The sequence below is a fragment of the Mesorhizobium sp. P2_E6 genome (assembly GCF_056403835.1).
Window position 1 is genome coordinate 399,204 of sequence record NZ_JBFUEQ010000001.1, and the last position, 25,541, is coordinate 424,744.

Annotated in this window: 21 protein-coding genes; 10 read left to right on the forward strand and 11 right to left on the reverse strand. The window is 64.4% G+C overall.

The genetic code is table 11. The annotated features are described in order from the left end of the window. Positions 1–89 precede the first annotated feature (89 nt). The 8 genes from ahcY (at position 90) to AC1D08_RS01980 (ending at position 13,941) form a co-directional block, all read left to right on the forward strand. A complete protein-coding gene (gene ahcY, locus AC1D08_RS01945; RefSeq protein ID WP_095083195.1) occupies positions 90–1,490 on the forward strand; it encodes an adenosylhomocysteinase in 1,401 nt (466 codons plus the stop codon). Between the two features lie 200 nt (positions 1,491–1,690). Continuing rightward, entirely contained in the window at positions 1,691–4,249 is a 2,559-nt protein-coding gene (locus AC1D08_RS01950) for a sensor histidine kinase (RefSeq protein WP_457150074.1), read from the forward strand. An 8-nt stretch (positions 4,250–4,257) separates the two neighbouring features. Next, positions 4,258–5,769 (forward strand): tRNA (adenosine(37)-N6)-threonylcarbamoyltransferase complex ATPase subunit type 1 TsaE, encoded by a 1,512-nt coding sequence (gene tsaE / locus AC1D08_RS01955; protein ID WP_457150075.1) that lies wholly within the window; start codon positions 4,258–4,260, stop codon positions 5,767–5,769. Further along, a complete protein-coding gene (locus AC1D08_RS01960) occupies positions 5,766–6,494 on the forward strand; it encodes a nucleotidyltransferase family protein (protein WP_457150076.1) in 729 nt (242 codons plus the stop codon). Before tsaE ends, AC1D08_RS01960 begins: the two co-directional genes overlap by 4 nt. After that, the gene (gene addB, locus AC1D08_RS01965) at positions 6,491–9,625 is read left to right on the forward strand and encodes a double-strand break repair protein AddB (protein WP_457150077.1); all 3,135 of its coding nucleotides are present in this window, start codon (positions 6,491–6,493) and stop codon (positions 9,623–9,625) included. The genes AC1D08_RS01960 and addB overlap by 4 nt, the downstream gene beginning before the upstream one ends. Further along, entirely contained in the window at positions 9,622–13,128 is a 3,507-nt protein-coding gene (gene addA, locus AC1D08_RS01970; protein WP_457150078.1) for a double-strand break repair helicase AddA, read from the forward strand. The genes addB and addA overlap by 4 nt, the downstream gene beginning before the upstream one ends. 75 nt (positions 13,129–13,203) lie before the next feature. Next, entirely contained in the window at positions 13,204–13,527 is a 324-nt protein-coding gene (gene trxA, locus AC1D08_RS01975; RefSeq protein ID WP_013891648.1) for a thioredoxin, read from the forward strand. Between the two features lie 132 nt (positions 13,528–13,659). Then, positions 13,660–13,941 carry a cupin domain-containing protein gene (locus AC1D08_RS01980; RefSeq protein WP_095083181.1) on the forward strand — a complete coding sequence of 94 codons (282 nt, stop codon included), beginning with the start codon at positions 13,660–13,662 and terminating at the stop codon, positions 13,939–13,941. A gap of 29 nt (positions 13,942–13,970) precedes the next feature. Here the strand turns inward: AC1D08_RS01980 and AC1D08_RS01985 are convergent, their stop codons facing one another. The 6 genes from AC1D08_RS01985 to AC1D08_RS02010 all read right to left on the reverse strand — a co-directional run bounded on the left by AC1D08_RS01985 (position 13,971) and on the right by AC1D08_RS02010 (position 19,679). Next, entirely contained in the window at positions 13,971–14,390 is a 420-nt protein-coding gene (locus tag AC1D08_RS01985; RefSeq protein ID WP_457150079.1) for a VOC family protein, read from the reverse strand. Positions 14,391–14,423: 33 nt separating this feature from the next. Further along, positions 14,424–15,749: a bifunctional folylpolyglutamate synthase/dihydrofolate synthase gene (locus AC1D08_RS01990; RefSeq protein ID WP_457150080.1), complete on the reverse strand. Its 1,326-nt coding sequence runs from the start codon at positions 15,747–15,749 to the stop codon at positions 14,424–14,426. A gap of 120 nt (positions 15,750–15,869) precedes the next feature. Further along, entirely contained in the window at positions 15,870–16,796 is a 927-nt protein-coding gene (gene accD / locus AC1D08_RS01995) for an acetyl-CoA carboxylase, carboxyltransferase subunit beta (RefSeq protein ID WP_095083177.1), read from the reverse strand. A 73-nt stretch (positions 16,797–16,869) separates the two neighbouring features. Then, positions 16,870–17,709 (reverse strand): tryptophan synthase subunit alpha, encoded by an 840-nt coding sequence (gene trpA / locus AC1D08_RS02000; protein ID WP_457150081.1) that lies wholly within the window; start codon positions 17,707–17,709, stop codon positions 16,870–16,872. Positions 17,710–17,711: 2 nt separating this feature from the next. Next, positions 17,712–18,932: a tryptophan synthase subunit beta gene (gene trpB / locus AC1D08_RS02005; protein WP_477422476.1), complete on the reverse strand. Its 1,221-nt coding sequence runs from the start codon at positions 18,930–18,932 to the stop codon at positions 17,712–17,714. An 87-nt stretch (positions 18,933–19,019) separates the two neighbouring features. Beyond that, complete coding sequence (locus AC1D08_RS02010) at positions 19,020–19,679, reverse strand: phosphoribosylanthranilate isomerase (RefSeq protein WP_457150083.1); 660 nt, start codon at positions 19,677–19,679, stop codon at positions 19,020–19,022. Between the two features lie 113 nt (positions 19,680–19,792). On the opposite strand from AC1D08_RS02010, the gene AC1D08_RS02015 reads away from it, so the two are divergent. After that, entirely contained in the window at positions 19,793–20,011 is a 219-nt protein-coding gene (locus AC1D08_RS02015) for a hypothetical protein (protein WP_095083169.1), read from the forward strand. A 92-nt stretch (positions 20,012–20,103) separates the two neighbouring features. Here the strand turns inward: AC1D08_RS02015 and AC1D08_RS02020 are convergent, their stop codons facing one another. The 3 genes from AC1D08_RS02020 to AC1D08_RS02030 all read right to left on the reverse strand — a co-directional run bounded on the left by AC1D08_RS02020 (position 20,104) and on the right by AC1D08_RS02030 (position 22,134). Continuing rightward, entirely contained in the window at positions 20,104–20,862 is a 759-nt protein-coding gene (locus tag AC1D08_RS02020; RefSeq protein ID WP_095083165.1) for a M48 family metallopeptidase, read from the reverse strand. A gap of 98 nt (positions 20,863–20,960) precedes the next feature. Further along, positions 20,961–21,443, reverse strand: a complete 483-nt coding sequence (locus tag AC1D08_RS02025; RefSeq protein WP_095083163.1) for a DUF2852 domain-containing protein — start codon at positions 21,441–21,443, stop codon at positions 20,961–20,963. A gap of 226 nt (positions 21,444–21,669) precedes the next feature. Next, on the reverse strand, positions 21,670–22,134 hold the full coding sequence (locus AC1D08_RS02030; RefSeq protein ID WP_457150084.1) for an Lrp/AsnC family transcriptional regulator: 465 nt from the start codon (positions 22,132–22,134) through the stop codon (positions 21,670–21,672). Positions 22,135–22,296: 162 nt separating this feature from the next. Here AC1D08_RS02030 and AC1D08_RS02035 point away from each other — a divergent pair, with 162 nt between their 5' ends. Next, positions 22,297–23,310, forward strand: a complete 1,014-nt coding sequence (locus AC1D08_RS02035) for a 1-aminocyclopropane-1-carboxylate deaminase (RefSeq protein WP_379101124.1) — start codon at positions 22,297–22,299, stop codon at positions 23,308–23,310. A gap of 152 nt (positions 23,311–23,462) precedes the next feature. On the opposite strand, the gene AC1D08_RS02040 is transcribed toward AC1D08_RS02035, so the two are convergent. Next, the gene (locus AC1D08_RS02040) at positions 23,463–24,647 is read right to left on the reverse strand and encodes a benzoate/H(+) symporter BenE family transporter (protein WP_457150085.1); all 1,185 of its coding nucleotides are present in this window, start codon (positions 24,645–24,647) and stop codon (positions 23,463–23,465) included. Then, positions 24,647–25,417 carry an alpha/beta hydrolase gene (locus AC1D08_RS02045; protein WP_457150086.1) on the reverse strand — a complete coding sequence of 257 codons (771 nt, stop codon included), beginning with the start codon at positions 25,415–25,417 and terminating at the stop codon, positions 24,647–24,649. The genes AC1D08_RS02040 and AC1D08_RS02045 overlap by 1 nt, the downstream gene beginning before the upstream one ends. Positions 25,418–25,541: the final 124 nt, after the last annotated feature.

Sequence of the window (25,541 nt, forward strand, 5' to 3'; positions counted from 1 at the left end):
CCGGGAATTCGCGCCCTTCGACGCGCCGACCGGCGTGGGCGCATCCGCAACCAATTCGCAGCAAGAACAATTCGCATCGGAGCACTGCCATGACGGGTAGCAAGGACTATGTGGTCGCCGACATCTCGCTTGCCGGCTGGGGCCGCAAGGAAATCGAGATCGCCGAAACCGAAATGCCGGGCCTGATGGCCAGCCGCGAGGAATTCGGCGACAAGAAGCCGCTGAAGGGCGCGCGCATCACCGGCTCGCTGCACATGACCATCCAGACGGCGGTGCTGATCGAGACGCTGAAGGCGCTCGGCGCCGATATCCGGTGGGCTTCCTGCAACATCTTCTCGACCCAGGACCATGCGGCCGCGGCCATCGCCGAGGCGGGTATCCCGGTGTTCGCCGTCAAGGGCGAGTCGCTCGAGGAGTATTGGGACTACACCGACAAGATCTTCCAGTGGGCCGACGGCGGCACCTCCAACATGATCCTCGATGATGGCGGCGACGCCACCATGTACATCCTGATCGGCGCCCGCGCCGAGGCCGGCGAGGACGTGCTGTCCAACCCGCAGAGCGAGGAAGAGGAATACTTCTATGCCCAGGTCAAGAAGCGCCTGAAGGCTTCGCCCGGCTTCTTCACCAAGCAGAAGGCAGCGATCCGCGGCGTCACAGAAGAGACGACCACCGGCGTCAACCGGCTTTACCAGTTGCAGAAGAAGGGCCTGCTGCCCTTCCCCGCCATCAACGTCAACGACTCGGTCACCAAGTCGAAATTCGACAACAAATATGGCTGCAAGGAATCGCTGGTCGACGGCATCCGTCGGGGCACCGACACCATGATGGCCGGCAAGGTCGCGGTCGTCTGCGGCTACGGCGACGTCGGCAAGGGCTCGTCGGCCTCGCTCAAGGGCGCCGGCGCCCGCGTCAAGGTCACCGAGGTCGACCCGATCTGCGCCCTGCAGGCGGCGATGGACGGCTTTGAAGTCGTCACGCTGGAAGATGCGGCGCCCACCGCCGACATCGTCATCACCACCACCGGCAACAAGGACGTCGTCACCCTCGACCACATGCGCTCGATGAAGGACATGGTGATCGTCGGCAACATCGGTCACTTCGACAACGAGATCCAGGTGGCCGCGCTGCGCAATCTCAAATGGACCAACGTCAAGCCGCAGGTCGACATGATCACCTTCCCGGACGGCAAGCGGATGATCCTGCTGTCGGAAGGCCGGCTGCTCAATCTCGGCAACGCCACCGGTCATCCGAGCTTCGTCATGTCGGCCTCGTTCACCAACCAGGTGCTGGCCCAGATCGAGCTCTACACCAAGCCCGGCCAGTACGCGAACCAGGTCTATGTCCTGCCCAAGCATCTCGATGAAAAGGTCGCGCGCCTGCATCTCGACAAGCTTGGCGCCCGCCTGACCGAGTTGTCCGGTGAGCAGGCTGCCTATATCGGCGTGACCCAGCAGGGTCCATTCAAGCCGGAACACTACCGCTATTAACCAAAGCTAAAATTGCTACCAGATATTGATGCCGGGCGATTGACTTTTCGCCCGGCTTTATTTTTGCGCGCCGCCAGCCTTCACGGCGATTCGGCGAGGGTTTATTGTCAGGTGATTCGCGACGCTTCCGGCCCGAGAGGGGATCAAGAGAGGCACGCATCAGGGCGGTCTTGCATTCAGGCGGCGGAGAGGACCAAGACATGCCGGGGCAACACCCGCACAGAGCGGGACGGGCCGTTTCCGGCGGCCAAGACGATTCGGGGGTTACTGGCTCCGCCTTGCACGGCGGAAGCCTGTCATGGCGTGCTCGCGCGGCACTGTTCCTTGCCACATCCGCTTTTGCCTGCCCCTTGGCCTATGCGGTTGCGCATGCCGAAGCCGCCGGCGTGACCACGGCCGGGATGTCGATCAGCGCGATCGAGGTCATGCAGCTTGCAGTGTTTGTCGGCGTGACCGGCGCGGCACTTCTGTCGGCCATCGTTCTCATCCGCGAAAGAGCCCGCACCTCGGCGGACAATGTCGAACTCAGGAGCCGCCTCGCCGACATCAACGCGGCCCTGCGGCGCTCGGAGGCGCTGCTCAATCTGCGCGACCAGCGCCTGGTCGTCTGGGCCGCGGAAAACAAGAAGCCCGAACTTATCGGCACATTGCCCGTCGAAAGCGGTGCTCCCGAGGACCGGGCCGCTTTCCTTGCTTTCGGCCGCTGGCTGATGCCGCGTTCGGCGGCGGCGCTCGAACATGCCGTCGCGGGATTGCGCGAGAAGGCGAAACACTTCGACCTCGTCATCGAATCGCAGGCCGGCGCACCGCTCGAAGTGCATGGCCGCAAAAGCGCAGCCCACGTGCTGGTACGTTTCGTCTCGCTCTCGGAGACGCAGCGCAGCCAGGCTAGGCTGAAGATCGAGAACCAGCGGCTGGCGGCCGACCATGACACGATGATCGGCCTGCTCGACGCGTTGAACATGCCGGCATGGCTTCGCAGCGAGGATGGGCGGCTGAAGTGGGTCAACCGGGCCTATGCCGATGCGGTCGAAGCCGAAAGTGCCGAAGCTGCGGTTCGCGAGGCAAAGGAGTTCCTCGGCGGCCAGGCACGCGATGCGATTGCCGCCCAGCACAAGACGCATCCGGTCTTCGAGCAGTCGCTTTCCACCGTGATCGAAGGCGACCGCCGTATGTTTGCGGTCACCGACTTTGCCGGTGCGGATGGCTCGGCCGGCCTTGCCTGCGACACCAGCGCCATCGAGACCGTTCGCAGCGAGTACGAACGGACCGTCAGGAGCCACGCCGACACGCTCGACCAGCTAAACACGGCTGTCGCCATTTTCGACACCGACGAGAAATTGCGGTTCTTCAACCAGGCTTTCCAGAAGCTGTGGGGCCTCGACAGCGGCTTCCTGCACAGCGCTCCCGACAATGCTCTGCTGCTCGACCGGCTGCGCAGCTCGGGCAAGATCGCCGAACAGCCGGAATGGCGCCGCTGGAAGGAAGGCCTGCTCGGCGCTTACCGCGCCGTCGAATCGCAGGAACATTGGTGGCATCTGCCGGACGGCAAGACCATCCGCGTCGTCGCCAACCCGCAGCCCAAGGGCGGCGTGACCTGGGTGTTCGAGAACCTGACCGAGAAGATGGACCTCGAAAGCCGCTACCAGACAGCGGTGCGGGTGCAGGGCGAGACGCTCGACAATCTTGCCGAAGGCGTGGCGGTGTTCGGCCCCGATGGCAGGCTTCGTCTGTCGAACCCTGCCTTTGCCAAGCTCTGGGGCCTGAGCGGCGATGCGGCTAAGCCCAATGTGCACGTGTCCGCGATCCGCGACCTTTGCGACCGGCAGGCGGCGGCGGACAGTCCCTGGCCGGGTTTCGTTGCCGCCATCACCGGGTTCGACGACGAGCGCCGCGACCGTCACGGCCAGACCGAACTCAACAACGGCAATGTGCTGAGCTACGCCATGATCCCGCTGCCCAACGGGCAAGTGATGATGACCTTCGTCGACGTCACCGACAGCGTCAACGTCGAGCGGGCGCTGAAGGACAAGAACGAAGCGCTGCAGAAATCCGATCAGCTCAAGAACGAATTCGTCCAGCACGTCTCCTATGAATTGCGCTCGCCGCTGACCAACATCATCGGCTTCACCGAACTTCTGTCGCTGCCGGCGACCGGTCCGCTGACGCAGAAGCAGCGCGAATATGTCGAGCATGTCGGATCGTCCTCCTCGGTCCTGCTCACCATCGTCAACGACATCCTCGACCTGGCGACGGTCGACGCCGGCATCATGCAGCTCGACATTTCAGAGGTGCATGTCGAGCGTACCATCGCGGCCGCGGCCGAACTGGTGGCCGACCGGCTGGAAGAGCATTCGATCAGGCTCGAGGTTGACGCCACTGCTGCGCCGAAGACGTTCCACGGCGACGAGATCCGCGTCCGCCAGATCCTCTACAATCTGCTCAGCAACGCCGCCAACTATGCGCCGGAAGCCAGCACCATCCGGCTAACCTGCCGCCATCTGGCGGACGGGGTGGAATTCTCGGTTCATGACGACGGCCCCGGCATGCCGCCGGATCTGCTCGATTCGGTGTTCCGCCGTTTTGAGCCGCGTGCCAATGGCGGCCGCCGGCGCGGTGCCGGTCTCGGCCTGTCGATCGTCAAGAGCTTTGTCGAGCTGCATGGCGGCAGCGTTCGCATCGAAACCGGCAAGGACAAGGGCACGACCGTCATCTGCACCTTTCCCGACATGCCGGGCATCCGCGCCGCGGCCGAGTAGCGCGCTCGATGACGGGATTGGTGCTGGAGCGTTTACTCGCCGACGAGACACAGACAGCATTGCTGGGCGAGGATCTGGCGTTGTCTTTGCGACCAGGAGACGTCCTGGCGCTCAAGGGCGACCTCGGCGCCGGCAAGTCCACCTTGGCGCGGGCGTTGATCAGGGCTTTGGCCGACGATGCCGGTCTCGATGTTCCAAGCCCGACCTTCACGCTGGTGCAGAGCTACGACACCCGCATCCCTGTCCATCATTTCGATCTCTACCGCCTGTCCTCGGCGGCTGAGATTGACGAACTTGGTTTCGACGAAGCCCTGGCGCAAGGCGCTGCCCTGGTCGAATGGCCCGAACGAGCCGAAGGCTACCTGCCGAAAACCTCGGTTCTGATCGAACTCGTCCAGCATGGCGAGGGACGGCTGGCCCGGCTGTCGGGCGAGGGCGCCGCCTTCGACCGCGTGGCGCGATCGCTGGCCATGCGCGACTTTCTCCAAACTGCCGGCTGGGGCGAAGCAAGGCGCCGCCATTTCATCGGCGATGCCTCGGCCCGCTCCTATGAGATTGTCTCGCTTGCCGGCCGAAAGCCGCAGGTCTTGATGAACTCGCCGCGGCTGGTGCTCGGGCCGCCGGTCCGCGACGGCAAGCCCTATGCCGAGATCGCTCATACCGCGCAGTCGGTCTCCGCCTTCGTCGCCATCGACCGGGCTTTGAAGGCGGGTGGGGTCAGCGTTCCGGAAATCCATGCCGAGGACCAGAATCAGGGGTTCCTGCTGCTCGAGCATCTTGGTTCGGAAGGATTTCTCAACGGCGATGGCCAGCCGGTGGCCGAGCGTTATGCGGCGGCGGCGGAACTGCTGGCCATGATGCATGGCAGGAGTTGGCCGCAGCGCCTGGCAACGGGGCAGGGCGGCTTCCATGACGTGCCGCCTTTCGACCGCGATGCGATGATGATCGAGGCCGATCTGCTGGTAGACTGGTACGTGCCGGCCATATCAGGCAGCCCGGCCAGCGATGCCTTGCGTGCCGGTTACCACCAGCAATGGAACGCGCTCCTCGACCGGCTGCGAGGCCGCGAAACCACGCTGATGCTGCGTGATTTCCATTCGCCCAACATCATCTGGCGCGGCGACCGCGCCGGGCATGATCGGCTCGGGATCGTCGATTTCCAGGACGCACTGATCGGTCCGTGCGCCTATGACGTCGCCTCGCTCGCCATGGACGCGCGTGTTACGATGTCGCCCGAGATCGAGAGAGAGACGCTCGACGCCTATGTCGCGGCGCGCCACGCAGCCGGCGCCTTCGACGAAGAAGGCTTCCTGGAATCCTACGCGATCATGGCGGCGCAGCGAAACTCCAAGATCCTCGGCATCTTCGTCCGCCTCGAAAAGCGCGACGGCAAGCCATATTATCTGAAGCACCTGCCGCGCATTCGCGATTATCTGCGTCGGGCGCTGTCTCATCCGGGGCTGGCCAGCCTGCGGGAGTTCTACAACGCCAACGGCTTGCTGGAGGAGCGGGCACTGTGACAGCAAAACCGGACACCGCAATCGTGCTCGCCGCGGGGCTTGGCAAGCGCATGCGGCCGATCACCGACACCATTCCCAAGCCGCTGGTCAAGATCGCCGGCAAGACCTTGCTCGACTGGGGGCTCGACAGCCTGGCCGCCGCCGGTGTCGGCAAGGCCGTCGTCAACGTCCATTATCTTCCCGAACAGATCATTGCCCATGTCGCGGCGCGCCGCGCGCCACGGATCATCATTTCCGACGAGAGCGAACGGCTTCTCGATTCCGCCGGCGGCATCGTCAAGGCGCTGCCCGAGCTGGGCGGAAAACCCTTCTACATCCTCAACGCCGATACCTTCTGGATCGACCAGGGTCCTCTCAATCTCGGCCGTCTTGCCCTTGCGTGGGACGCGGCGAAAATGGATATTCTGCTGATGCTGGCGGATCTCCATCAGGCGACCGGACACTGCGGCAGCACCGATTTCCTGGTGGCGCCGGATGGCGGCTTGCGGCGATCAAAAGGTGATCCGGCCGGACTGATCTATGCCGGAGCGGCGATCGTGCATCCGCGCCTGTTCGAGGATGCGCAGCCCGGGCCGCACTCGCTCAACGCCTATTTCGACACCGCCATTGCTGCCGGCCGGCTGTTCGGCATGCCGATGCAGGGTCATTGGATCACCGTCGGCACGCCCGATGCCATTCCGCTCGCCGAAGCGGCCGTGGCTGGCGCGCTAGCCGAGTTGAAATGAGCGGCTCAAGCCGCGTTTTCTCAATTCCCTCCGGAGCGCCGTTCCTGCCGACGCTTGCCGAGGCGCTGCTAGCCGGGCGCCTTGTTCCGGGGTTCCGGTTTGACGGCGACCCGCTCGCGTTGGCCGACGTCACCATCTATGTGCCGACGCGGCGCGCGGCGCGCGCCTTGCGGGGTGTTTTCGTCGACAGCCTGGCGGCACGCGGCGGCGGCGGGTCGGCGATCCTGCCGGTCATCCGTCCGCTCGGCGAGTTCGATGAGGATGAGGCTGCATTCGAAACCGAGGCGTCCGCCGCCATCGACCTCGCGCCGCCGATTGCGGCAAGCGAACGCCTGTTGCTGCTGGCGCCGCTGGTCCGCGCCTGGAAACGCCGGCTGCCGGCGCATGTCGCGGCGCTCTTCGCCGAGGAGATCGTCATCCCTGCCTCTACCGCCGACGCGATCTGGCTGTCGCGCGATCTCGCCCGGCTGATGGACGAAATCGAGACGGAAGGCACGGATTGGGCCAAGCTCACCGGCCTGGTGACCGGTAACCTTGCCGGATGGTGGCAGGTGACGCTTGAATTTCTCGGCATCGTCACCGATGCGTGGCCGAAATTCCTTGAAGAACGCGATCGCTCCAACCCGGCCGCACATCGCAGCGCGCTGATCCGCGCTGAAGCCGCACGGCTGCAGCGCAATCCGCCAGCCGGGCCGGTCATCGCTGCGGGCTCGACCGGCTCGATACCGGCCACGGCCGAGTTGCTTGCCGCGATTGCCCGCTTGCCCGGTGGCGCCATCGTGTTGCCCGGTCTCGACCGGACGCTGGACGAAGCGTCGTTCCAGGCAATCGCGGCGCCCGGCGCGCGTCCGGCCGTGCTCGGCCACCCGCAATACGGTCTCGCCAGGCTGATCGGCAAGATCGGCGTGCTGCGCGGCGATGTCGAGGAGATCGGCACGGCCGAGCCGCGGCTTGCGCTCCGCGCCGCCCTGGTCGGCGAAGCGCTGCGGCCGGCCGAAACCACCGAATTGTGGGCCGAGACGCGCAACGGCTTTTCAGCCTCCGACATTGCCGGGGCCTTTGCCGGCGTGACGCTGCTCGAAGCCGCCAGCGAACGCGATGAAGCGGTCGCGATCGCCGTCGCGCTCAAGCGCGCTGTCGAGGAGCGGGGCCAACGGGCGGCTCTCGTGACCGGCGACCGCGCGCTGGCCCGGCGCGTCTCGGTCGAGCTCCTGCGGTTCGGCGTCGTCGCCGACGATTCCGGCGGCACCCCGCTCGCCAACACCCCGGCGGCCAGCCTGCTCGGGCTGGCGCTCGAGGCGGTGTTTCGGCCAGGCGATCCCATAGGCCTGCTGTCGCTGCTCAAGCATCCGCTGCTTGGGCTTGGCCTCGAACGGGCCGATATGCGCCACGCAGCAGAACTGGTCGAACTGGTGGCACTGCGCGGCGGCACTGGCCGCCCCGACATCGTTTCGCTACCGGAACTGTTCGAAACCCGTCTCACCGGCCTTGGCGGCGGCAGCCGGCAACCCTTCTGGTTTTCCCGTCTCACCCTGCGTTCCATCGAAGCCGCGAAGAATTTGCTCGAACGTCTCACACAGGCGCTTGCGCCGCTCGCGGCGTTTCGCGGCCAGGCGGACGCCGGCCTTGGCGCGCTGGTCGGAGCAAGCATCATGGCGTTCGAAAATCTCGGCCGCACCGCCGATGGCGGCCTTGGCTTGCTCTATGCGGGTGACGCCGGCGAGAAGCTTGCCGAATTGCTGCGTGGGCTGGTCGCGGCTTCCGCGCCGCTCTCATTCGCCGCGGACGAGTGGCCCGACGTGATGGCGGCGCTGATCGCGCCTGAAACGGTCAAGCCGGCACAGGGAACCGACAGGAACATCGCCATCTGGGGCGCGCTGGAAGCGCGCTTGCAGGATGTAGACACGCTGGTCATCGGCGGGCTCAACGAGGGCGTGTGGCCGCGCAAGCCCGAGAGCGACCGCTTCATGTCGCGGCTAATGAAGACCGGCATCGATCTCGAACCACCCGAACGGCGCATCGGCCTTGCCGCGCATGATTTCCAGATGGCCTTGGGCGCGAAGAAGGTGGTGCTGGCCCGCTCGGCGCGTGCCGGCGACGCGCCTGCCGTGCCGTCGCGGTGGCTGCAGCGCCTGCTCACATTCATAGGCAACGACCAGGCGGTTGAATTGCGCCGGCGCGGCGAAGAATTGCTCGCCTGGGCACGCGCGCTCGACACCGGCCCAAGGCAGGATTTCGCGCCACGGCCGCAGCCGACACCGCCTTTGTCTGTTCGCCCGAGCCATTTCTCGGTCACCGAGATCGAGACCCTGCGCCGTGATCCCTACGCCGTCTATGCACGAAAAATTCTCGGCCTGATGCCGCTCGATCCGGTCATTCGCGATCCCGGTGCGGCCGAGCGCGGCACGCTGTTTCACGCCATCCTGCATCTGTTCTCGGCGCGCGTTGCCGATCCGCGCGCAGCCGACGCGCTCGCTGGCCTCATCGCTGCCGGCCGCGCCTGCTTTGCCGAAGCCGCACTTCCCGCCGATGTCGAGGCGGTGTGGTGGCCGCGTTTCGAAAAACTCGCCGCCAACATCATCGAGTGGGAGCGCACGCGCGCCGACGCGGTGATACGGCGGCATGCCGAGGAACGCGCCGGAAAGACCGTCGTCGGCCAGTCCGGCGTGACGCTGTCCGGCTATGCCGACCGCGTCGACCTGCTGGCCGGCGGCATGGCCGACATACTGGATTACAAGACAGGCTCCTCGCCATCCAAGGCGCAGGCGCACACCCTGCTTGCGCCGCAACTGGCGCTGGAGGGCGCGCTGCTCAGGCGCGGCGCCTTCAAGGATCTGGGCACGCGCGAACCTTCGCAACTGGCGTTCGTGCGCCTGAAGCCGAATGGCGAGGTGTTCGAGGAATCGATCCTCGAACACAATCGCCAGCCGCGCACCGCCACCGATCTCGCCGAAGAAGCCTGGGCGCGGCTGGAAAAGCTCCTGATCCACTATGCCGACCCGGCGACCGGCTATCTGTCGCGCGCGCTGCCGTTTCGCGAAGGCGAGACCGATGGCGATTACGACCATCTTGCCCGCGTGCTCGAATGGTCGGCCGGCGGCGATGCCGGCGACGAGGGAGGGGAGGCATGAAAAAGGCCTATCCCATCCCCAGCGACACCGCGACCAGCCAGGCCCGCGCCGCCGACCCCCAGAATTCCGCCTGGGTGTCGGCCAATGCCGGCTCCGGCAAGACCCATGTGCTGGCCCAGCGCGTCATCCGGCTGCTGCTGCGCGGCACCGATCCGTCGAAGATCCTGTGCCTGACCTATACGCGCGCCGCCGCCGCCAACATGTCGAATCGGGTGTTTTCGACACTGTCAGAGTGGACGGCACTCGCCGACGCGGAGCTTGCGGCAAGGGTCGAAACGCTGGAAGGCCGCCGGCCCGATCTTGAGACCATGCGCCGGGCACGGCGCCTGTTTGCCGAGGCGCTGGAAACGCCCGGCGGGCTGAAGATCCAGACCATCCACGCTTTCTGCGAATCGGTGCTTCACCAGTTCCCGCTGGAGGCCAACATCCCGGCGCATTTCGAAATGCTCGATCCGGTGATGGAGGCGTCGCTGTTCGCCACCGCGCGCCGCGACATGATTTCCGGAACGGCCGCCGGCGACATGGACCTGGCCGAGGCGTTTGCCACCATTCTCGATCGTGGCGGTGAAGCCGGGCTCGATGCCTTGCTGGGCGAGATCGTGCGTAAGCGCGACGGCTTGCGCAATTTCATCGACATGATTGGGCGCGATGGCACGCGTTTCCAGGCGCTATTCGATGAATTCCATTTCCGCCCCGGCCAGACCGCCGAAGGCATAGCGGCATCGGTCTGGCCGTTACCGGGTTTCCTGCCCGACTATTTTGCCGGCTTCGCCCAGGCCGCGGATGCCACCGATGCCAGGACGGTGCTGAACAACATCTTGCCCTATGCGCGTCAGGCTTTTGCCGAGAGCGACCCGGTTCGCCGTCTGCAACTGCTTGCGAGGGCCTTTCTCAAGACCGATGGCAGCGCTTACGATCCGGCCAATGCCTTCAAGAAGGCTCTGGTCGATCGGCTGCCGGATCTGGCGGAACGGTATCTCTCGACGGCCAATGCCATCGTCGAAACGGTCGACAGGCTGGCACTGTTCCGGATGCTGGAAGGCACGCGCGCCGCGTTGACCATCGCCGACTGGCTGATCGCCCGCTACGAGGTGTTGAAGCGCAGCCGCGGCTTTCTCGACTTCAACGACCTGATCACCCGCACGGTCAATCTGCTGGCGCGGCCCGACGCCGGCCCCTGGGTGCAGTACAAGCTCGACCAGGGCATCGACCACATCCTGCTCGACGAGGCGCAGGACACCAGCCCGGATCAATGGGAAGTGGTGAAGCGGCTGGCGGAAGAGTTCTTTGCCGGCTTCGGCGCCCGCGACAGGGTGCATCGCACAATCTTTGCCGTCGGTGACGAAAAGCAGTCGATCTATTCCTTTCAGGGCGCCGCGCCGGACTCCTTCGCCGACAGCCGGCTGTTGTTCGCGGGACGGGTGCGTGATGCCGAGGCGTCCTTCGCCGACCTCAAGCTGACCTGGTCGTTCCGCTCGACCGACGATGTTCTGACCGCGGTCGATCGCGTCTTTGCCGATCCTGTCGTGCGACGCGGCATCAGCCATGATCCTGATCCGCTGCGCCACCAGGCGATCCGCACCGATGCGCCGGGCTATGTCGAGGTCTGGCCGTCGGTCGGTGCCGACGTCGTCGACGAGCCCGACGACTGGACCCAAGCCATCGACCATGCGCATGCGCCGGCGGTGCGCGTTGCCGAGCATGTCGCCGCGACCATTGCCGGCTGGATCGGCACCGGTGAGATCATCGAAGGCCGTGGCAAGCGGTTGCGGCCGGGCGACGTGCTGGTGCTGGTGCGCAAGCGCGATCGCTTCGTCCATGCACTGACCAGGGCGCTCAAACGCCGCGACATTCCGGTCGCCGGGGCCGACCGGTTGAGCCTGCCCGGACACATTGCGGTCAAGGACCTGATCGCGCTCGGCCATCTCCTCATCCAGCCGCAGGACGATCTGTCGCTCGCCGCCGTTTTGCGCAGCCCGATCTTCGATCTGCCGGAGGAGGGGCTTTTTGCGCTTGCGGTGGAGAGGCCGACCGGCCTGTTTGCATCGCTGCGCGCCCATGCCGGCGAGAGCGAGGCTTTGGCGGCGGTCGTCACCCAGCTCGACATCTGGACGAACGAGGCCGCCTTCAAGCCGGTGTTCGAGTTTTACGCCGGCCTGTTGGCGCGCGATGGCGTGCGCAAGAGGATGATCGCGCGGCTCGGGCCTGAGGCCGGCGACATTCTCGACGAGTTCCTGAGCTTCTGCCTTGCGGAGGAGCGAACCGGGCTGCCCGGGCTGGAAGCCTTCCTGTCGACGCTGGAGAATGCCGGCCCCGAGATCAAGCGCGAGATGGATCAGACCCGCGACGAGGTCCGCGTCATGACCGTGCACGCGGCCAAGGGCCTCGAAGCGCCGGTCGTGTTCCTGGTCGACGGCGGTTCGGCGCCGTTCAGCGACCAGCATCTGCCGCGCTTGATGCCCTTCGACGGCTCGGGCTGGGACGGCAAGGGCTATCTCTGGCGCTCGGCCAGCGACGTCGCCAACGGCTTTTCCAAGGCTGCGGCGGTGCGGGCACGGGAGCTTGCCGATGACGAATACCGCCGGCTGCTCTATGTCGGCATGACCCGCGCCGAGGATCGGCTGATCGTCTGCGGGTACCACGGCAAGCGGGCGCCGAACACCGGCACCTGGCACTCGATCGTCAGCCGCGCGTTGATCGGTGCGCCCGAGAGCGTGGAGCGCCCGCATCCAGCCGGCGGCGATCCGGTGCATCGTTTCCACGTCACCAAGCTGCCGCCCGTCGCGTTGGTTTCCAGCGAGCAGGCGCGGCAGGCGCGCAGTTTCGGGCCATTGCCGGCGACCCTGTTCCGGCCCTTGCCGCCTTTCGAGGATTTGCCGCGTCCGCTGTCGCCATCTGGCGCCTCGGCGCTTATCGACGAAGGCAAGGAACCGGTGGTCGACAAGGCGTCGCCGGTGCTCGACGCCGATGCCGAGCCAGGTTTTGCCGTGCTGCGCGGGCTCGCTTTGCACAAATTGCTGCAGATGTTGCCGGGCATTGCCGAGGCCGAACGCGAGGGCGCGGCGCAACGCTACCTCGCCCGCACCGGAGGGCAATGGCCTGCCGGCGAGCGCGAAAAGGCCCTGGCCTCAGTCACCGCCATTCTCGCCGATCCCGGCCTCGGTCCGCTGTTTGCGCCATCGTCGCGTGCCGAGGTCGCGATCATGGGCAGCCTGGAGGTCAAGGGCAAAAAGCGCTCGATTTCGGGCAAGATCGACCGGCTGGCGGTGACGCCGGACGCGGTCTCTATCGTCGACTACAAGACCAACCGGCCGGCACCCGCCTCCCTGGCCGAGGTCCCGCCGGCCTATGTCCTGCAGCTCGCGCTCTATCGCGCCCTGCTGCAGCCGCTTTATCCCGGACGCGCGGTCAAGGCGGCCTTGCTTTTCACCGAAGCGCCGCGGCTGATCGAACTGCCGGCCGGTGTCATGGATGACGCCCTTGCTCGACTCACAGGAGCGTGACACAACACCTGCTTGAAGAAGGGCGCGATCACCACCACATTTGGTGCGACAAAAACTTTCGAAAGGATTTTCCGCATGACCACCGTCAAGGTCGACAAGAGCAATTTCCAGGCCGATGTACTTAACGCCAACGTGCCGGTCGTCGTCGATTTCTGGGCGGAATGGTGCGGTCCGTGCAAGATGATCGCTCCGGCGCTCGAAGACATCGCCACCGAACTTGGCGCCAAGGTTAAGATCGCCAAGCTGAACATCGACGAGAATCCCGAGCTCGCCGCGCAGTTCGGCGTGCGCTCGATCCCAACGCTGATGATCTTCAAGGGCGGCGAAGTGGCCGACATGAAGGTTGGCGCCGCACCCAAGACCGCGCTGTCGCACTGGATCAATGGCAGCCTCGCCTGATCCGTCCCAAATTCCTGACATCAAGCCCGGCCTCGCGCCGGGCTTTTTGTTGGCGTCATCGGTGGGTGGTTCTGGCCCTCACGCCTGCGCACTCCATGTCTTCTGTTGTCACGAGAAGCAAGGAGAACGCCCATGACCGGATCCGCGAAGGCCACCGTCTTCATCGACAATGAGCGTGTCATCGTCACCGAGTATCGCTTTGCGCCCGGCGACAACACCGGCTGGCACCGCCACGGCCACGACTATGTCGTCGTGCCGCTGATGGACGGCAAGGTGAAGCTGTTGACCAAGGACGGCGAATCCTTCGCCGAGATGAAGAAGGGCGCGCCCTATTTCCGCAAGGAGGGCGTCGAACACGACGTCATCAATGCCAATGAGGGCGAATACGCCTTCATCGAAATCGAGTTGAAGTAACCGCGAAGGCCATCGGGCGGCAGGCGCCATTACCAGTCGGCGATACGATCGCCTCCGGCGAATTGCGCACTTTTTTCGGTATACTCGAACAGTTCTATCTTCACGCCGTTGGGGTCGCGAATCCACGCCTGGTAGGTGTCGTCGCAGGCGAGTTTCTTTGCCGTGGCGTCGACGCCCTTCGACCTGATATGGGCGATCGCTGCATCGATGTCTTCCACTTCGAGGCAGAAGTGGTTGATCTGGTTCATGTCGCCATAGCTGGCTCCGTCCTTCTGGAACACCTCGACATGGCTGCGACCGCCGCAATCGAGGTAGAACCCGAAAATCTTGCCGTCGCGCAGGAAATTGAACTGGGTGTCCATACCGAGGACATCGCGATAGAAGCTTCGCGTCGCCTCCAGATCATTGGCGAAGATGCAGACGTGAGCGAGCTGCTTGACCTTGATCATGACTGCTCCTTGCGGTGATCGCCGAAACCGACCTCAGGTCGGGGGCGTGCCGTTTTCGGCGAGCACCGCACCGGCCAGATAGAGCGAACCGCCGATCAGGATGCGCGGCGCCGGGCCGTCCCATGTGTCGCGCAGCAACATCAGCGCGCTGGCGACGGAACTCACCGGTTCGGCCGTCAGCCCGGCTTCCGTCGCGCGGATCGCCAGTTCGTCGTTCGGCACGCCGGCGTCGCTCAGGCTCACCGGCACCGTGTAGACATGCCGGGCGAGGCCCTTGAAGGCGCGGAAATAGCCGCTCTGGTCCTTGGTGTTGATCATGCCCGAGATGAGGAAGAGCGGACGCGGGTTCTTTTCTTCCTGCTCGGCCAGCGCTTCGGCAACCACCACGCCGGCGCCCGGATTGTGGCCGCCATCGAGCCAGATGTCGGCGCCCTTCGGCGCCAGTTCGGCCAGCCGGCCCTGCGCCAGCTTCTGCATGCGGCCGGGCCAGGCGACGTTGGTCATAGCCTTCTCGGCGGCGCGATGGCTGATCTCGAATCCGGCGGCCTTTACCGCCGCGATCGCCGCCGCCGCATTGGCGAACTGGTGGCGCCCGGGCAGCCGTGGCGGCGGCAGGTCCATCAAGCCGTCTTCGTCCTGGTAGACCATGCGGCCGTTCTCCTCGAAGGCGAGGAAATCCTGGCCGTAGACGAAGGTCGGACATTCAAGCCGCTCGGCGGTCTCGATCAGCACCTGCAGTGCCGTCTCGCTTTCCTGTGCGCCGATGACCACCGGGCAGCCGCGCTTGATGATGCCGGCCTTTTCAGCGGCGATCAGTTCGACACGGTCGCCGAGATAGGCCTCGTGGTCGAGCGACACCGGCATGATCACCGACACGGCCGGCTCCTTGATGACATTGGTGGCATCGAAACGGCCACCGAGCCCGACCTCGATGATGGCGGCATCGGCCTGGTGTTCGGAAAACAGCAGGAAGGTGACGGCGGTGAGGATCTCGAAGACAGTGATATGCTCGCCTTCATTGGCCCTGGCGACACGGGCGATGGCATCGGCGAACACCCTGTCGTCGACCAGCCTGCCGCCGCCATCGGCGGCCAGCCGGTAACGCTCGTGCCAGTTCACCAGATGCGGCGAGGTGTGGACATGGACACGATAGTCCGCCGCCTCGAGCAGTGCGCGTGAAAACGCGGCGCACGAGCCTTTGCCGTTGGTGCCGGCGATATGGATGACCGGTGGCAGCCGGTCCTGCGGGTCATCGAGCCGCTCCAGCAACCGTGAAATGCGGTCGAGCGAAAGGTCGAAGCCTTTCGGGTGAAGCGCCATCAGGGCTTCGATTTCGCGGTCGGCGGCAAGCGTTTTCATGGCACAATCCTGGCCCATGGCCCAGGAACCAGAATCGGTTTCACAATGGCCATGGCAATCAAAAAGCTACAGCGCGCCACGGACACGGCGCAATCGCGGTTCGCGGCGAAGAGTGTCGCGTCAGGCTTGTGGCCGCGCCTCGGCCGGAATTGTCGCCGGCGGCAGGATTTCCGGCTCAAGCGGCTTTTGCTCCTCCGGCAGCTTGAGCAGCATCTTCAGCAGCCGTGCGATGGTCTGGCGCATCTCCAGGCGCGACACCACCATGTCGACCATGCCGTGTTCCATCAGGTATTCGGAGCGCTGGAACCCGTCGGGCAGCTTTTCCCGGATGGTCTGTTCGATGACACGCGGCCCGGCAAAGCCGATAAGCGCGCCGGGCTCGGCGATGTGCACGTCGCCCAGCATGGCGTAGGAGGCGGTGACGCCGCCGGTGGTCGGATTGGTCAAGACGACGATATAGGGCAGGCCGGCTTCCTTCAGCCGGTCGACACCAACCGTGGTGCGCGGCAACTGCATCAGCGACAGGATGCCTTCCTGCATGCGGGCGCCGCCAGAGGCGGCGAACAGGATCAGCGGCCGCTTGCGCTGCAAGGCGACTTCGAAACCGTGCACGATGGCGTCACCCGCGGCCATGCCGAGCGAGCCGCCCATGAAGGCGAAGTCCTGCACGGTCACTACCACCGGCAGGCCTTCGACGGTCCCCAGCGCGTTGATGATGGCGTCTTCCAAGCCGGTCTTGGCCTTTGCGTCCTTCAGCCGGTCGACATAGCGCTTCTCGTCGCGGAACTTCAGCGGATCCTGCATGACCTTGGGGTTGTCCAGGGTCTCGTACTTGCCGTTGTCGAAGAAGAACTTCAGCCGCTCCTTGGCCGAGATCTTCATATGGTGGCCGGAGGACGGAATGACGAACTGGTTGGATTCCAGATCCTTGTGGAACACCATCTCGCCGGTCTCCGGATCCTTGATCCAGAGATTCTCGGGCATGTCGGTGCGCCGGCCGAGCATCGAATTGATCTTCGGGCGAACGTAATTGGTGATCCAGTTCATCGCTTCGGCTCCTGTCCTGACGAAGAGTCCCGGTTTTGGGATAACGGCATGCACAAAACCAGAGGTAGGAAAACTATTCGGCAGCAGCAAGGCGGGCCGAGCGCACGCCTTGCGCTAGGCCGCTGACCAGCGTGGCGACGGCTTCGGCCGGGTCGGCGGTCTTTTGGCCCTTCGGTCCCAGCACATTGGCCACCGCGTTGACGATCGCGGTGCCGACGACGACGCCATCGGCATTGGCACCGATCACGCGGGCCTGCTCGGCGGTCTTGACGCCGAAGCCGACGCAGACCGGCAGATCGGTGTGACCCTTGATGCGTTGCACCGCCGCCGCCACCTTGCCGGTGTCGGCCAGCGCCGAACCGGTGATGCCGGTCATTGACACATAGTAGACAAAACCCGACGTGTTCTGCAGCACCTTGGGCAGGCGCTTATCATCGGTGGTCGGCGTTGCCAGCCGGATGAAGTTGATGCCGGCCTTGAGCGCCGGAATGCACAATTCCTCGTCCATTTCCGGCGGCAGGTCGACGACGATCAGCCCATCGATGCCGCTGGCGATCGCGTCCTTGAGGAAGCGGTCGACGCCATAGATGTAGATCGGATTGTAATAGCCCATCAGCACGATCGGCGTCTCATTGTCGCCGGTGCGGAATTCCGAGGCCATCTTTAGCGTCTTGACCAGCGTCTGGCCGCCTTTCAGCGCCCTCAGGCCCGCCGCCTGGATCGCCGGGCCGTCGGCCATCGGATCGGAGAATGGCATGCCGAGTTCAATGATGTCGGCGCCTGCTCCAGGCAGTGCCTTCATGATTGACAGCGACGTCTCATAGTCGGGGTCGCCGCCCATGAAATAGGTGACGAGGGCCGGGCGGCCTTCGGTCTTCAGCTTGGCCATGCGGCGGTCGATGCGGGTGGTCATGATCAGATCTCCATGCCCAGCATGCTGGCAACCGTGTGCACGTCCTTGTCGCCACGGCCGGACAGGTTGACGATGACGATCTGGTCCTTGTCCATGGCCGGCACGATCTTCACCGCGTGCGCAATGGCGTGCGCCGATTCCAGCGCCGGGATGATGCCCTCGACACGTGTCGTCAGCTTGAAGGCCTCCAGCGCCTCGTCGTCGAGGATCGGCACATATTCGACGCGGCCGGAATCGCGCAGCCAGGAATGCTCTGGGCCGACGCCGGGATAATCGAGACCGGCAGAGATCGAATGGCCGTCCATGATCTGGCCGTCGGAATTCTGCAGGAGATAGGTGCGGTTGCCGTGCAGCACGCCAGGCGCGCCGGCGCTCATCGAGGCGCAGTGCTCGATGCCGTCGAGACCACGGCCGCCGGCCTCGATGCCGATGATGCGAACGTCCTTGTCGTCGAGGAAGGGATGGAACAGGCCGATGGCGTTCGAGCCGCCGCCGACACAGGCAATGATGGTGTCCGGCAGCCGGCCTTCCTGCTCGATAATCTGGGCGCGCGCTTCGGCGCCGATCACCGACTGGAAGTCGCGCACCAGTTCCGGATAGGGATGTGGCCCGGCGGCGGTGCCGATCAGGTAATAAGTGTCCTCGACATTGGTCACCCAGTCGCGCAACGCCTCGTTCATGGCGTCCTTCAGCGTGCCGTGGCCGGCGGTCACCGGCCGCACTTCGGCGCCGAGCAGCTTCATGCGGAAGACGTTCGGGCTTTGGCGGGCGACGTCGGTCGCGCCCATATAGACGACGCAGGGAAAGCCGAAGCGGGCCGCGACCGTGGCCGACGCCACGCCATGCTGGCCGGCGCCCGTCTCGGCGATGATGCGCTTCTTGCCCATGCGCTTGGCCAGCAGGATCTGGCCGAGGCAGTTGTTGATCTTGTGCGAGCCGGTGTGGTTCAGATCCTCGCGCTTGAAGTAGACTTTTGCACCACCGAGATGCCTGGTCAGCCCTTCCGCGAAATAGAGCTTCGACGGCCGCCCGGCATAGTGGGTCGAAAGGTCGGTGAGTTCAGCGTTGAAATCCGGATCGTTCTTGACCTCGTTCCAGTGCCGCTCGAGGTCGAGGATCAGCGGCATCAGCGTTTCGGCAACGAAACGACCGCCAAAAATGCCGAACATACCCTGTTCGTCGGGTCCGGTACGGAAGGAATTGGGCGTCGCCGGCTTGTCCATCGCCGATCTCCTGGTCTCGATGTGGGGGCATGTCCTTGCCGGAAAACCGGTTCCCACTTTTCCGGGACATGCTCTGGTTTGAGCCGGTCAGGCGGCGCGGTTGTCGCGCGCTGCCCTGACGGCCCGGAAAAACTGTTCGATCAGCGCCGGATCCTTGACGCCCGGCGCGCTTTCCACGCCTGAGGAAATGTCTATTCCGGGCGGGTTGGCAAGCCGAAGGGCATCGCCGATATTGGCGGCGTTGAGCCCACCGGAAAGCATGTAATCGACGCCGGCGTCAAGGCCGGTGAGGATGCGCCAGTCGTAGGCCACGCCATTGCCGCCGGGCAGCTCGGAGCCCTTGGGGGGCTTGGCGTCGAACAGGAAATGGTCCGCAATGCCGATAAACGGCTTTGTCCGCTCGAGGTCGGTAGCCTCGCTGACCGACAGCGCCTTCATCACCGGCAAGCCGTAGCGGGCTTTCACCTCGGCCACGCGCTCCGGCGTTTCCGAGCCGTGCAGCTGCAGCATGTCGGGCTGCATCGCTGCCACGATCTCATCCAGGAAGGCGTCACTGGCATCGACGGTGACGGCCACCGCTTTTGCCTTGCCGCGCGCCGCCTCGCGCAAGCGGCCAGCCTCGGCCGGCTCGACATAGCGCGGGCTTTTGGCGAAGAAGATAAACCCGACGTGGCTGGCGCCGCCGGCCAGCGCCGCGGCCATTGCCACGTCGGTCTTCAAGCCGCAAATCTTGATGTCGAGCGCCATGGCGCGGGGATTGGCATGAAAAGCGCCAAGAGTCGAGAAAAAGCATGCTGTTTGCCGGCAAGGCCAAAGGCGCTACCTATTGAAGGACAGGGACACAAGGCGGGAGCAAGACCATGGCTGACAGAACCGTTGCCGAACTCAGGCAGAAGATCGCGCAGGCGCGCGAGGTCATCGCCCATCTGATGGACAAGGCCGCCTTCAACGGCGCGGAAGCCCATCGCGCGTTGGATTATTTCGGCGGCGATAAGTTCGACAGCAACTTCCTGCCGTGGCCGCATCATGGTGATGAGGGACTGCGACCGGAGGAGCTCAACGCGGCGAATGACGATTGAGCTCGTGCGGCCGGTAAGAGCGTAAACGCCGGCCGCCCAGGGGGTGGGAAGGATCGCTACTGACAGTCTTCTCCGCCGCCCTTACGCAGGCCCTACTCGAACGCAATCGCTTGCAGCGCGCCGCCATTGCGCTTCAGCCAGGCCTTGCAGCGCTCGGTGTCGGGGCAAAGCTGTTCGCACAGTTTCCAGAATTTCGGGCCGTGGTTCATCTCCTTGAGATGCGCCACTTCATGCGCGACGAGGTAGTTTATGACAGGCGACGGCGCCATCATGATGCGCCAGGAAAACGACAGATTGCCGTCGGAGGTGCAGGAGCCCCAGCGGCTCGACGTGTCCTTGAAGCGGATCGCCTTGGCGCGCTTGCCCAGCGCCAGCGTGTGTTTGCCCACCAGCTTCTCGATCTCGCGCTTGGCCTCGCGCTTGAGGAAATCGGCGATGCGGCGCGGCAGGTGCACGCGGTCGCCATGCACGATCAACAACGGACCGCGCTCGTCGCTGGATATGGTCACCGTGCCGCGCTTCGAAGGCTCATGGACGATGCGGTGCGGCACGCCGCGTACGGGGATCTTGATGCCCGGCCGCACCTGCGGCCGGGCCGGTACCTTGGCCAGCCGCTGCTCCAACCAGTCCTGGTGACGGTCGAGGAACTTCTCCACCTCGCCGCGGCGCAGGCCTGGCGGCACCGTGATGCGCAGGCCCTTACCGCCCGAATCGATGCGCAGCGTCAGCCGCCTTGCGCGGTCGTTCTCGACGATCTTGAGCGGCAAGGTACGGCCGGCGACGCAATATTCGCGCTCCACGACGGGCGTGGCCTTGGGCTTTGTCAGATTGCGGAAGAATCCGAGGGTCATGGCGGGACGATACGCGATTCGAGAAAAACGAATAGAACAAAAAAGAAACGGCGCCGCTCGCGCGACGCCGTCATCATACCTTGGCCTGTCGCCGGGCCTCAGTCGTCAAGCAGGTTCGAGCCCTTGCCACGCTTGGTGGTTGTCGTCCCGGTGCTCGGGTCGGTCTTCGTCGGCGCCGTCGACTTGTTGCGGTTGGCCATGAAGCGGTCGAACTCATCCTGGTCCTTGGCACGGCGCAATTCGCGGGCGTAGTCGTCGAACTCGGTCAGCATCTCGTCGAGCTTGCGGCGTTCCTCGGCGAGGCGCTCCAGTTCCTTTTCGCGCCAGTCGTCGAAAGCGACATTACCGGTGCGGGCGGAGCCGTGGCCCCAGCGCGCCGCCTTGTCGGAACCGCGGCGGCAGCCGGCGAAGATGCCGTCGGTGGCGCGGTTGACGTCACGCTTGAAACCATCGAGGCGGTCGCCCCAGATGATGTAGGCAAGCATGGCGAAGCCGAGTGGCCAGAACACCATGAAACCGATCACCATCAACGCGATGGTTGCCGGCGTCCAGGCCGGGCGGATCAATGCAGATGTGTTCATTTTCTCCCATTCCTTCGGTTGGAGACAGCCAAGATCCGGCTGCGTGGAATCGAAATGGGAAGGAGAAAACGACGATTCAAGACAATATCGGCCAAAACCGGACAAGCTCATGAAATGATTATCGCTTTTCGAGCGTATCGAAGAAAAGCACGACCGGCCATGAGGAACAGTGGCAATGCCGCCGGCGGTGCTGTGGTTTGATGCTTCGGCGGGGAACCCATTCCTTTCAAAAATCCAGTGGCGCGTTGTCGACGACCTCCTTCATGACGAAGAACGTCCTCGTCTGGCGAACGCCGGGCAATGCGATCAACTGATCCCCGTGGATCCGGTTGAAGTCCGCCATGTCGCCGACCCTGATCTTCAGAAAATAGTCGAAGTCGCCTGCGACCAGATGGCAATCAAGAATGAACTTCAGTTTCGCGACTGCCTTCTCGAATTCCGCGAAACTTTCCGGGGTCGAGCGGTCGAGGACGACGCCAACCATCACCAGCGCGCCTCTGTCGACCTTCTGCGGTGTCACCACTGCCCTGACATGGCTGATGTAGCCTTCATCGAACAAGCGTTGGGTGCGGCGGTGGCACGTCGCCGGGCTGACAACAACCGACTGCGCCAACTCCGCATTGGTCAGCCGCCCATTGTCCTGGAGCAGGCGGAGCATTTTGAGGTCGATCCGGTCGAGTGATGCTTTCATGGAAGATTCTTCCGTTATTGGGGCAAGTCATCGAAGCAATATAGCATTTTGGCGCCGGAAAGTTGGATTTCCGGCATTTTCCACTCGATCTTTGAGAGCACCTTTCAGGAGAAAACTGATAGTGTTTCCAGCATCAAAATCACAATCAGAGGAGGATCTCTCATGTTGGAGAAGTTCGAACGCTATCCGCTCACATTTGGACCGACCCATATCGAGAAACTGGATCGGCTCAGCGCTCATCTCGGCGGCAAGGTCGATCTCTACGCCAAGCGGGAAGATTGCAATTCCGGCCTCGCCTTCGGCGGCAACAAGCTGCGCAAGCTCGAATACATCATCCCGGACGCGATCGCCTCAAACGCCGACACGCTGGTTTCGATCGGCGGCGTACAATCCAACCATACGCGCATGGTGGCAGCCGTGGCGGCGAAAATCGGCATGAAATGCCGCCTCGTGCAAGAAAGCTGGGTGCCCCACGAGGACGCCGTCTATGACCGCGTCGGCAACATCCTTTTGAGCCGGATTATGGGCGCCGATGTCCAGATGGTCGATGAGGGCTTCGACATCGGAATCAGGGAAAGCTGGGAACAGGCGATCGCCGATGTGAAAGCCAAAGGCGGCAAACCTTATCCGATTCCGGCCGGGGCTTCGGTGCATAAATATGGCGGCCTGGGCTATGTTGGCTTCGCCGAAGAGGTGCGCGCGCAGGAGAAGGAACTCGGCCTTGCCTTCGACTACATCGTCGTCTGTACCGTCACCGGCTCGACCCATGCCGGCATGGTGGTCGGCTTCGCCAAGGACGGTCGCGAGCGCAAGGTAATCGGCATCGACGCATCCTGCACCCCGGCGCAGACCAAAGCGCAAGTGCTGGACATCGTGCGGACCACGGCGACGCTGGTCGAACTCGGCAAGGAACTCAGTGAAGACGATGTGATCCTCATCGAGGATTATGCCTACCCGGTCTACGGCGTGCCCTCGCAGGAGACGAAGGAAGCGATCCGTCTCTGCGCGCGCCTTGAAGGCATGATCACCGATCCTGTCTACGAGGGAAAATCCATGCAGGGCATGATCGACCTCGTTAGGAAGGGCTATTTCCCAGAAGGGTCGAAGGTGCTTTACGCCCACCTTGGCGGCGCTCCAGCCATCAACGGCTATGCTTATACGTTTCGCAATGGCTGAATGCCCGAAGGACGTGGCAGCTGACCTCTGACGACTATCCCGCCCGCCGCAGCATATTGCGGTGGGCCACGAAGCCGTCGAACTCGTGCTGATCCTTGGTGCGGTCGCCGGCGTCCAGGGACAGCCAGTTCCAGCTGCGTGGAATCGGCGATTCAGGACAATGTCCGCCAAATCCGGACAAGCGGCTGAAATGATTGCCGCTTTTTTAGTTCTTCGAGGAAAAGCACGACCACCCCGGCGACCAGGCCCCAGAATGCCGCACCGACGCCGAACAGCGTCAAACCCGAAGCGGTGACGGCAAAGGTGACGGTGGCGGCCATACGGTGATCTTCGTCCTTGAGCGCGATCGACAGGGCGTTGGCAAGCGGCGCCATCAGCGCGAGACCCGCCACCAGCACGATCAGGCTCTGCGGCAGGACGGCGAAGATCGCTACCAGCGAGGCACCGAAGACGGCGAAGACAAGATAGGCGAGCGCATAGAACGGGCCGGTCTTCCAGCGCTCGGCGGGGTCGGGGTGGACGTCCGGCCCGGTGCAGATCGCCGCCGAAATCGCCGCCAGATTTGTGGTCGAGCCGCCAAACGGCGCCGACAGCAGCGAAAGCAGGCCGGTGACGCCGATCAGCGGGCCGGGCTCCGGGAGATAGCCGGCGGCGCGCAGCACTGCGAGGCCGGACAGGTTTTGGGAAGCCATGGTGACGAGGTAGAGCGGCAGCGCCAGGCCGATGGTCGCGGCGACGCTGAAGTGCGGCGCGATCAGCGTCAGCGTCGATAGTTCCGGTGTCGGCAAGCCGCCGACGCGGCCGGTCAAGAAAGCGGCGAGGCCGCCGCCGATCAGCACCACCAGCACCGACACCGCCGGATTGAACAGGCGAATGACGAAGAAGGCCGCGATCAGCGGCAGGATCAGCCAGGGATCGGCGGGGATGGCCTTAATCGCGTTGATGGCGAAGCTGACGAGGATGCCGGCCAGCATGCCCGATGCCACTGACGGCGGGATCCTGGCGATCAGCCGTGTCAGCGGTCCGAACAGGCCGGTGGCGATCAAGAGGATGCCGGTGACGATGAAGGCGCCGACCGCTTCGCCCATCGAGAAGCTGCTCGACGCGGCGATCAGCGCCAAGCCCGGTGTCGACCAGGCGGTGATGACCGGCATCTTCGTGCGCCAGGACAGCCACAGGCATTCGATTGCCATCGCCAGGCAGATCGCCGTCACCCAGCTCGCGGTCTCGATCTGTGTCGCGCCGACCGCCTTGGCGGCAGCGATGACGATGGCCAGCGTGCCGCCGAAGCCGACGATTGCCGCGACAAAGGCGGATATCGGAATGGAGATGCGCATCAGTTTCCCCTCTGCGCCATGGCGTCGACTGCCCGCACCAACATGTCGAGATCCTGGGGACGCGACAGGCGGTGGTCGCCCTCGGGGATCAGCGACAGGGTCACGTCGTCGGACGGCAGCCGGCTGACCAGCTTCAGCGCGTGGCTTGCCGGCACGTCCGCATCGGCCAGCCCCTGCAATATGTGCACCGGGCAATGCGTGTCGATCGGGCCTGTCATCACCAGGTTGTTGCGCCCATCCTCGATCAGCGCGCTTGTGTAGATGTAAGGCTCGGCGGAATAGTCCGACGGCTCCTCGAAGAAGCCTTTTTCGGCGAGCGCGCGCTTCTGCGCCTTGGTCAGCGCCGGCTCGACCAGCTCAGCGGTAAAATCGGGCGCCGGCGCCAGCAGCACCAGACCCGCGACATTGCTGTCGCCGGCCTTGTGCAATTCCTGCACCATGCGCAGCGCAATCCAGGCGCCCATCGAGGAGCCGACCAGGATCTGCTTGCCCTGGGTGAAATGCCGGAACACGGCGAGGCTCTGCGAAAGCCATTTCGAAATGGTGCCGTCCGCAAAGGCGCCACCGGATTCGCCATGACCGGAATAGTCGTGGCGCACGAAGGCGCGGCCTTCTCTTGCCGTCCAGTCCGACAGCGTCTGCGCCTTCGTGCCCAGCATGTCGGACTTGTAGCCGCCGAGCCAGACGATGCCGGGCGCGGCACCTGTCGTATGGCGCACCGCGATGCTCGATCCGTCGACATCCAGAAAGACAGGAGGCGTGTCGGTCATGGTTGCTTCCTCGCGCCCGTCTTTTGGCGCACGGCGTCTTGTGGCACAGCCAGTGGCGTGGCGAAAAGTGCTCGCGATGGTTCTTTGTTTGGTGCAGGGCAGTGATCAGGGTGATTTCCTGTCA